The organism is Parachitinimonas caeni (assembly GCF_030129945.1).
Taxonomy (GTDB): domain Bacteria; phylum Pseudomonadota; class Gammaproteobacteria; order Burkholderiales; family Chitinimonadaceae; genus Parachitinimonas; species Parachitinimonas caeni.
The window spans coordinates 1-346 of the sequence record NZ_JARRAF010000229.1 but is presented as its reverse complement, the minus strand read 5'-3'; the positions used below and the strand labels follow the sequence as shown (position 1 = coordinate 346).

At 69.7% G+C, this 346-nt stretch carries 1 protein-coding gene; it reads right to left on the bottom strand.

Annotated features, from left to right (window positions below; translation table 11 throughout):
* Positions 1-346: hypothetical protein (locus PZA18_RS24445; protein WP_284103487.1), on the bottom strand; the 346-nt coding region annotated here is incomplete at both ends.

Below are 346 nucleotides of genomic sequence, written 5' to 3'. Positions count from 1 at the left end.
GGTCCGGCTGCAGCGAAGCGGCTTCGGCGCTGCTATGCACGCTAAAACGATACGCCCCGCCGGTGGCAGGCAGGCTCAGCCGGTGCGGCCCGGCCTGGGCCCAGCCCAGCGCACTGCTGCCATACAGGATTTCTCCGCCATTCAGATAGCCCGGCACCTGTAGCGAGGTCTTGCCCTGGGGCGCCGACCAGGTCAGGGGCCGTTCCGCCGATTCCGGGCTGTCCAGCCAGAGCAGGCGATCTTCCGGCAGGTCGAAGCGGTATTCCGGAGGTGCGGCGCCCCCCGCCCCGCCAAACAGGATTTCTTTGCCCAGTTCAACCGGCTGGCCCGCCGCCGGGGTCGGGGT